The organism is Xenorhabdus hominickii (assembly GCF_002632725.1).
GTDB classification, from domain to species: Bacteria; Pseudomonadota; Gammaproteobacteria; order Enterobacterales; family Enterobacteriaceae; genus Xenorhabdus; species Xenorhabdus hominickii.
The window spans coordinates 521,492-528,612 of record NZ_NJAI01000002.1; the positions used below are offsets into that span (position 1 = coordinate 521,492).

The 7,121-nt window shown below is 43.4% G+C and carries 10 protein-coding genes; 8 read left to right on the top strand and 2 right to left on the bottom strand.

Annotated elements, in window-relative coordinates; translation table 11 throughout:
• Positions 1-590: 590 nt before the first annotated feature.
• Entirely contained in the window at positions 591-761 is a 171-nt protein-coding gene (locus Xhom_RS30130) for a hypothetical protein (RefSeq protein ID WP_047680438.1), read from the bottom strand.
• A gap of 136 nt (positions 762-897) precedes the next feature.
• On the opposite strand from Xhom_RS30130, the gene Xhom_RS09505 reads away from it, so the two are divergent.
• The 8 genes from Xhom_RS09505 to Xhom_RS09540 all read left to right on the top strand — a co-directional run bounded on the left by Xhom_RS09505 (position 898) and on the right by Xhom_RS09540 (position 5,314).
• Entirely contained in the window at positions 898-1,086 is a 189-nt protein-coding gene (locus Xhom_RS09505; RefSeq protein WP_069316344.1) for a hypothetical protein, read from the top strand.
• Positions 1,083-1,331 carry a hypothetical protein gene (locus tag Xhom_RS09510; RefSeq protein WP_069316343.1) on the top strand — a complete coding sequence of 83 codons (249 nt, stop codon included), beginning with the start codon at positions 1,083-1,085 and terminating at the stop codon, positions 1,329-1,331. Before Xhom_RS09505 ends, Xhom_RS09510 begins: the two co-directional genes overlap by 4 nt.
• The gene (locus tag Xhom_RS09515; RefSeq protein WP_071933865.1) at positions 1,324-1,494 is read left to right on the top strand and encodes a DUF4222 domain-containing protein; all 171 of its coding nucleotides are present in this window, start codon (positions 1,324-1,326) and stop codon (positions 1,492-1,494) included. The genes Xhom_RS09510 and Xhom_RS09515 overlap by 8 nt, the downstream gene beginning before the upstream one ends.
• 2 nt (positions 1,495-1,496) lie before the next feature.
• Positions 1,497-1,802: a hypothetical protein gene (locus Xhom_RS09520; protein ID WP_069316342.1), complete on the top strand. Its 306-nt coding sequence runs from the start codon at positions 1,497-1,499 to the stop codon at positions 1,800-1,802.
• Complete coding sequence (locus Xhom_RS09525; RefSeq protein ID WP_069316341.1) at positions 1,796-4,162, top strand: toprim domain-containing protein; 2,367 nt, start codon at positions 1,796-1,798, stop codon at positions 4,160-4,162. Before Xhom_RS09520 ends, Xhom_RS09525 begins: the two co-directional genes overlap by 7 nt.
• Positions 4,163-4,542: 380 nt before the next feature.
• Entirely contained in the window at positions 4,543-4,815 is a 273-nt protein-coding gene (locus Xhom_RS36535; RefSeq protein WP_071933864.1) for a ProQ/FINO family protein, read from the top strand.
• Positions 4,816-4,838: 23 nt separating this feature from the next.
• Positions 4,839-5,060 (top strand): hypothetical protein, encoded by a 222-nt coding sequence (locus tag Xhom_RS09535; RefSeq protein ID WP_069316340.1) that lies wholly within the window; start codon positions 4,839-4,841, stop codon positions 5,058-5,060.
• A gap of 74 nt (positions 5,061-5,134) precedes the next feature.
• A complete protein-coding gene (locus Xhom_RS09540) occupies positions 5,135-5,314 on the top strand; it encodes a toxin-antitoxin system protein (protein WP_069316339.1) in 180 nt (59 codons plus the stop codon).
• 1,134 nt (positions 5,315-6,448) lie between these two features.
• On the opposite strand, the gene Xhom_RS09545 is transcribed toward Xhom_RS09540, so the two are convergent.
• On the bottom strand, positions 6,449-6,970 hold the full coding sequence (locus Xhom_RS09545) for a DUF7823 domain-containing protein (RefSeq protein WP_069316338.1): 522 nt from the start codon (positions 6,968-6,970) through the stop codon (positions 6,449-6,451).
• Between the last annotated feature and the right edge of the window lie 151 nt (positions 6,971-7,121).

The following is a 7,121-nucleotide window of genomic DNA, read 5'->3' on the forward strand; positions in this document are numbered from 1 at the left end:
TTGGTTAGCGCAGCGCATGGAATCGAAGCAATGATACACGGAAGCCATTCTATCGGTTTAAGCGAGAGTATTATTTCTGGTGACTCCTTGAGATTAAGGGGTCCTACTGTCGAAGTCCTCACTTTGGCTGGTCACTCAGCGAAACTTTTCGCTCAGTCATCGGCTGAAAATTTAGCCGATGGGGATACGAATATTTTCGTACACCTCAATAACCCATTGATAAACATTCAGACGCCATATTTGGCGTTTGGTCCTACTTTAGGATACCCAATAGTTTTGGGTCAGTTACCTAACCCATTGAAATGTAGTCAAGCTGCATATTTGCAGTCTGGTCATAATTTGAGCATTAGTAATACTGACTCACAAACTTTGCGACCGTCATTTAGTCAAGCACAAAAAGAAAAGGATAGCACGGCGAATGCTACCCTTTGGGATCACGCGTCTTTGCGTCATGAGATAAATCAATTGGTTAACTACAACTCTTTAAGAAGTGTAGTTAGTTATTACTCAACCAACTTACCATCTTTAAGAGGGGGAGTGAACCGAGTCAATAATTTTGCCTTGGTTAATCACCGGGCTAATTTGATTGGTTATTGTTCAATGCCGCGAGATTGTAACTCTTTACGGATAATTCTCTTTATCCATGCAGATATAGATTCATCACCATCAATTTTCATCGCTTCCCTCATAGCTTGTTCCAATTGTGGCTCGACTCTGAACGCAATTTGTTTATTGCCCCTCGGCAAATTTGTGTTTGACATATGTAATACTCAGGGTGTATGTTGTTTGTGTCTGACAGTGTACAACACATTTATATCAGATGTAAAACAACAACGCCCCGAAGTGCTACCAACACTATCGAGGCGTCTAACCAAAAACGTAAAGGAGTCTTACGCTATGGATACACCACAGCATAACCAAACTCGCCTTAAATTTACATTCCTAATTGCATCGGGCAATCAACGGCTGGTGGATATTCATCCGGTGCGCCTTATCACTGTGCTGGCGGACTGTGAAGGTGAAGCCCGTCTATTGGCTGGCATGTCCTCTCTGATATTCGTTTCTCGTCAGGAGGTGGCCGCATGAGCCAGCCTATCACTATTCATCAAGCCGTTGAAAAGGCGCAGCAACTCGAATTTATTAATCAGCTTATTGAGTCATACCCTCATCAAATACAGGGCAGTGAAATATCTGTTATTGCTTCTCTGATGGCGAAGCTATCCGGCGATATTGCTGTATTTCTGATTGAAGTAATCGCGGGTGAGGAAGCTATTGATAACACTTCCCACTATGGCGATATGTCTACCGTCCAGGGGGTGAACCATGCGTAACCCTGCACCTCATGACTATTACACTCATAAGAACGGGGAAACCGTTCAGGTGTTGTCGGTCGCCTTTAACCGCGTAACGTTTGTCCGTGAAGGTTATACCTACCCGTGCATCATGCCATTAAGCCGCTTCACTCAAGAATACACCTATGCAGGGAGAGCCTGATTATGTCTGATATCTATAACCATTTGGTAAAAAATAACTTTAGCGCCATGAGCACGGAAGAACTGAAAGACTTACGCAAGCATTCAGGCGGTGCACACAGTGCAGTAATGGCGGCAATGTCGGCAATGGGCGAACTGGCTTTCTGGTCAACTGATAACGAAAATTATGACAATCGTCAGGCAAGGGAAGATTTACGCCGTATCGGTGAAGCATTGATGTACTTGCCAAAAATAGCAAAGGCACTCAACGACACGGAACAAAACGCTCAGTTTGAACTCCATCACCGCGAGGGATTCCCGAAATGGTAAGTCATATTGATATTCGTTCGGTGAAAACAGCGGCGCAAGGGCATTGGCAAGGTTTATTAACTGCCTGTGGGGTGGAGGTTCCGGCGAAGGGTAAGCATGGCGCTTGCCCCATCTGCGGCGGCACTGACCGTTTTCACTTCATAGACGATCACGGTCACGGTGACTGGCATTGTCGCCAGTGTGATAACCCGAATCACGGTGATGGGCTGGATTTGTTGGTGAGGGTGAAGGGGATCACGATTATTGAGGCGGCTAAAGTCGTTGCTGATGCACTGGCGTTACCTTTGCCAGAACCCAAGCCTGCCAGAAAGAAGGCTTCCAAATCAGAGGTTCCTTCGATAACCGAAAAAGTTAACAAGCTGGTGGCTCAGACTACCATCGGGCAATCCGATTATCTGATGAAAAAGGGGCTGCAATGCCCCGATCAGACGCTACTGAAAGACGGTTCTTTGTTGCTGGTCACTCAGACGCTGGACGGCACAATCACCGGTGCTCAGATTATCAAGCCGAATGGTGAAAAGCGCCTTGTCTCTGGTACGCAGAAAAAGGGGAGTTTTATCCCCTTATCGGCAATCACCGGAATGCCGGACACGATCATCATTACTGAGGGTTATGCAACTGCGTTAACGGTGAGCCAGTTACATGATGGCGTGGTGTTGGCTGCAATTGATGAGGGTAATTTATTCGCTGTTGCTGAACAGGTCAGGGAACGGTGGCCAGACGTGAAAATTATCCTTGCTGGTGACAATGACTGGCACGAGAAAGGCGAGCTGGACAGCAACGGCAAGCCGAAGAAGAACGTCGGCAAGATGGCGGCAGAGAAGACCGCCAAAGCTATCAACGGGTGGATCGCATTACCGCCGACAGAACATAAAGCCGACTGGGACGATTATCGCCAGCATCACGGCACCGAGGCAGCAAAGCAGGCATTCAGTGAAGGGTTGTATCAGGTGGGGGAAAAGAAAGTGGGAACAGCTAACGTTATTTCGATTAATCCGGGAAAGCAGAAGAAAAAACGCACGGGTAACAACATTGCGCAACTGGCGGATAATGAAAAGGCTTTATTGCTAACAGAGCGTTATGAAGGGATTGCTATTCATTCAGAAAGCGAAGGGTTCTATACCTATCAATCAGGGGTTTGGAAGAAAACATCATGCTTGGATTTAAGCCGGGAAATGGGAAAGGTCTATACCTTACACGGAACTAACTTTAGTAAGCGTGCACTCAATAATGTGGTTGAAGCATTAAAGATTGTTGCGCCTGTCATGGGTGAACCATGTCAAAGCATGATCTCCTTTGCGAATGGTGTCTTTGATATTGAAACGAAAGTATTTTCACCTCACCAGCCTGAAAATTGGTTATTAAATCACAATGGTATTGAGTATACCCCAGCAAAACCGGATGAGAACTTGCGAGACGGTGCGCCTAATTTCCATAAATGGATAAGCCACGCTGCTGACCGAGATCCGTACAAGATGAAGCGGATATTTGCAGCATTATATATGGTGCTGGCTAACCGTTATGACTGGCAGTTATTTTTAGAAATTACGGGTGAAGGGGGTAGCGGTAAAAGCGTCTTCACCCAAGTAGCAACGTTATTAGCAGGTCAGCACAATACAGCCAGCGGAAATATGGTGGCTTTGGACACGGCACGAGGACGAGCGCAATTTGTGGGTAAGAGCATGATAACTCTACCCGATCAACCCAAATACACAGGGGAAGGTACGGGAATAAAAGCGATTACGGGCGGTGACGCCATAGAGATTGATCCCAAGCATGAACAGCAATACACAACAATCATACGGGCAGTTGTTATTGCAACAAATAATACCCCGATGATATTTACCGAACGCGCTGGGGGTGTGGCTCGTCGGCGTGTTATCTATCAATTTAACAATAAAGTGAAAGAAGAAGATAAAGACCCGCATTTGTCAGACAAGATCGCTCATGAAATTCCGGTTATTGTCAGACGGTTACTGACGACATTTGATGACCCCGAACAGGCCAAAGTGCTATTACTTGAACAGCGTGATAGTGATGAAGCATTGGAGGTTAAACGGGCATCTAACCCTGTTTTAGATTTGTGCGCGGCACTGGCTTTTATGGGAGAACCGAGAGGATTAGAAATGGGTGGCGGGCGTAAAACGGAAGAAGAACGCCAGCCAAAAAGATACCTCTATCACCTTTACCTTTCATTCATGGAATATCAAGGATTGGGGCGTCCTCTGAGTGTAACCGAGTTCGGGAAAGCGGTTAAAGAAGCCGCAAAGGAGTACAAGGCTGAATATCTGACTCGAACTATAAAGGGCAGACGACAGACCAATGTACAACTCACCGATAAAGCGGACGAGTTTATCTAAAAATAGCGTTTGGTTATCTACCTTGTCTACCTAATAAACATTTATTTATATTAATCATATGGTTAACTGGGTAGATAACTATTTAAAGATTATCTACCTATTATCTACCTTGTCTACCTAAAGGAAAGAAAAAATAGGTAGATAAGGTTGAGATAGGTAGACAATGGGTAGAGAGCAAAAAATCAGTCATCTACCCACTTAAAGCCTTGTGCCATATGGGATAGAGTGAGTGGGTAGATAAGGTAGATAACCCCAGCACATTTTTTATAAACGTTAAAACGTCTACGAAGAATAAATTTTCTATACGCGTAAAACTAACCGACAACGATTTAACACTATATCTCATTGATATTAAATTATATTTAAGCTCATTGTCGGCGTTGTCGGTAACTTTTCACTATATATACAAAATAGAACCGAATAAAGAGCCGCTGATGATTGATATTGATCGGCTGATGATAGCTGATGTTATAGCGCTGGGGCTGGACGTGGCAGAAACCCATATCAAGCAGGGCATACATTCTTACGTTAACCGCAGAGCGTACCTGAAAGCCCTTATCATGGGTGGTGTTCGTGTTGATATAAACGGACAGCCTAACGGTGAGATTACAACAGAACAACAAGCAGTCGCGGAACATAAGCTAAATGAATAGCAGAAATTACAATGAGGTAAATCATGAAAATCGTTTATAGAAGTGAGGGAGATCTCGACGTTATTGAACTGACATACTCAATCTTTGAGCTAGATAAAATTAAGTTCGCAATGCAAGCGGTTAGGCGCGTTGCAGATATTAAGATTGAAACTTATGGTTTTATTTTTAAACGCATGGTTATTACTGGCACACCAGAACAAATAAAAATCGCGGGTAAAGCCCTCGCCAGACGTTATACCCATTAATCCAATACCGCCAACGCAGAAGCCGAGGCGGAAAAACATGATGATTTAGCGGCCAGTACGCACGAGGAGGATATATGCACCAGAACACCAAAAAACAGACGAGCCGTTATTTCAACGGAGCACCGACAACACGCCTGATAGTACCGTGTGAACAATCAATCATTGATACGGTAGACAGTCATATCAAAGGCAGCAGAGTGACACGGGGCAATCGTGCGGAGTTCGTCAGACAGGCGATCATAGAGAAGCTATAACGTGAACGTTGATGATTAACGGGCACGTTAGGGGTGATGATTTATGTACATAAAAAGGCGTGTTGCGACAGCCATTTAATCTTAATATTTCTTAACTCTTTGATGATTTTAGAGTCCATAAAAAGAGCATGGATTGAGTTTTTCAGCCCATAAAAAAGAGCAGAATCCTAACATTTCCTAACATTTTTCTGGTGGCTGAATCCTAAGTTTTCTTAAGGGAATGATAACAATTGATAACGTTCAAGTGATAAGTTTTGATAAGTGAATTCCTTAACTTCCAGTTACACAATTACCTCTAAATACCCGCGTTTTCCGTCGATTCTTACTGCGCAGTTTTAGCCGTTTCATTCTGCGCAATGGCTGAATACCCCGGCTTTTCTTGGGTATCATTTTGCGCAGTTTGTTGCTTTGCGCACCTTGCTTGCGCAGATGTAGCCTGAGTTTGCGCAGTATTGCGCACTATTTTGCGCAGCAGGTTACAGGGACGGAACGGGGTTGTGATGCTTCGTAGAACGGTTTTAATGTTAGGAATTGTTAGGATTTAGCGATTAGTGATCTGCCTGATTGGTCTGCCAAAAGAGGCTTTCACCTTAAGATTTCTTAAGATTTCACTTATGCTATTTCTTTGGCGTATAGCGTAGAAAAAGGCATCAACCTTATCAAAACTTATCATTTGGCTTACCTGAGTTTTGGTTTTGTAGCCTTGAATGCGAAGAGTATTTGCTCTGAGATGGCAATGTCTTACCCGATTTCAAATCGGGAAAATCAGCACGTCCTATTCAACCATAACGGAGATCATTACAGTTGCCGCAGGTGGTTCAGGCTTGAGTTATACAATATTGGTCGGATTTTAACCCGCAGCTTTCGGCGGGTTCATCGGACGAAAATTTGGCTGATTGACAAGCCAAAGTGAGGACTACGGCAGCAGGTAGGTATATTAAACACACTGATCTATTTTTAACCAATCCTCTTAAAGAGGGTAGCCTCTGAGTTTATTTTCATGCCTCCGTTTCAAACGGAACGATGACATAGTGCTAACCCGCACCATGCAGGAGATAAGGAATATCAAGGGGTTAAAGGTGGTTTTACGTGAAAAAGGCCACGTAATCGCAGCCTTGAGTTCAGTGTGTGGAGTTATTTCCAGTTGATTTGTAAGCGTTTAGTCACACCTGTCTGTTTCAGTATGTAACCTAACTTTTGAGCTTCGGCATTATTTTTATACCAGTTGATGACTTTATAGTCTCCCAGGGCATTACCAAAATCGGGTGATTTTTTGCCAAGAGCATAAGTTACACCATCTACAGTTATATAAAGGTCTTTTTCAAATAGAGCCTGCAATCTATTATAACTTTTATCATTCTTGTAAGAGTGTGCATTCCATATAAATATAGGCATAGAATCATCTAGAGAGTCAATCCAATAAAATACTACAGTCCGAGAAATGTCTGTTGTATTTTTTATAACAGCTAAAGCACCACTAGCAGGCATCAAATTACTTTCCTCAGCTTCAAATACAGCGCCTTCTTCACTAAAGTATCCCCAATAAGTATTAGTAAATGCACCATCATTTAAAATGTCATGTCCAATCCCTAAAGTGACATCAACAACTAACATACTACTGGGAAAAGCATTTACTGGCTTATTAAAATTAGACATAAATCCCCTCACTTTGTTATTCGTTAAAGGTCATTTCATCCTACTGTTAACGCACCAGAAACCTTACTGAGGTCAAATCTTCATCTCAATCGGATTACTACTATAGCAAGGCTTATAATTTGAAAGGTGATAGGTGATAGGTGATTTAGTG

Bases quoted from the DNA above. Each gene is read 5' to 3' on its own strand.
- Xhom_RS09520 (WP_069316342.1), top strand. From the start codon at position 1,497: ATGTCTGATATCTATAACCATTTGGTAAAAAATAACTTTAGCGCCATG.
- Xhom_RS09505 (WP_069316344.1), top strand. From the start codon at position 898: ATGGATACACCACAGCATAACCAAACTCGCCTTAAATTTACATTCCTA.
- Xhom_RS30130 (WP_047680438.1), bottom strand. From the start codon at position 761: ATGTCAAACACAAATTTGCCGAGGGGCAATAAACAAATTGCGTTCAGA.
- Xhom_RS09540 (WP_069316339.1), top strand. From the start codon at position 5,135: ATGCACCAGAACACCAAAAAACAGACGAGCCGTTATTTCAACGGAGCA.
- Xhom_RS09515 (WP_071933865.1), top strand. From the start codon at position 1,324: ATGCGTAACCCTGCACCTCATGACTATTACACTCATAAGAACGGGGAA.
- Xhom_RS09510 (WP_069316343.1), top strand. From the start codon at position 1,083: ATGAGCCAGCCTATCACTATTCATCAAGCCGTTGAAAAGGCGCAGCAA.
- Xhom_RS09525 (WP_069316341.1), top strand. From the start codon at position 1,796: ATGGTAAGTCATATTGATATTCGTTCGGTGAAAACAGCGGCGCAAGGG.
- Xhom_RS09535 (WP_069316340.1), top strand. From the start codon at position 4,839: ATGAAAATCGTTTATAGAAGTGAGGGAGATCTCGACGTTATTGAACTG.
- Xhom_RS09545 (WP_069316338.1), bottom strand. From the start codon at position 6,970: ATGTCTAATTTTAATAAGCCAGTAAATGCTTTTCCCAGTAGTATGTTA.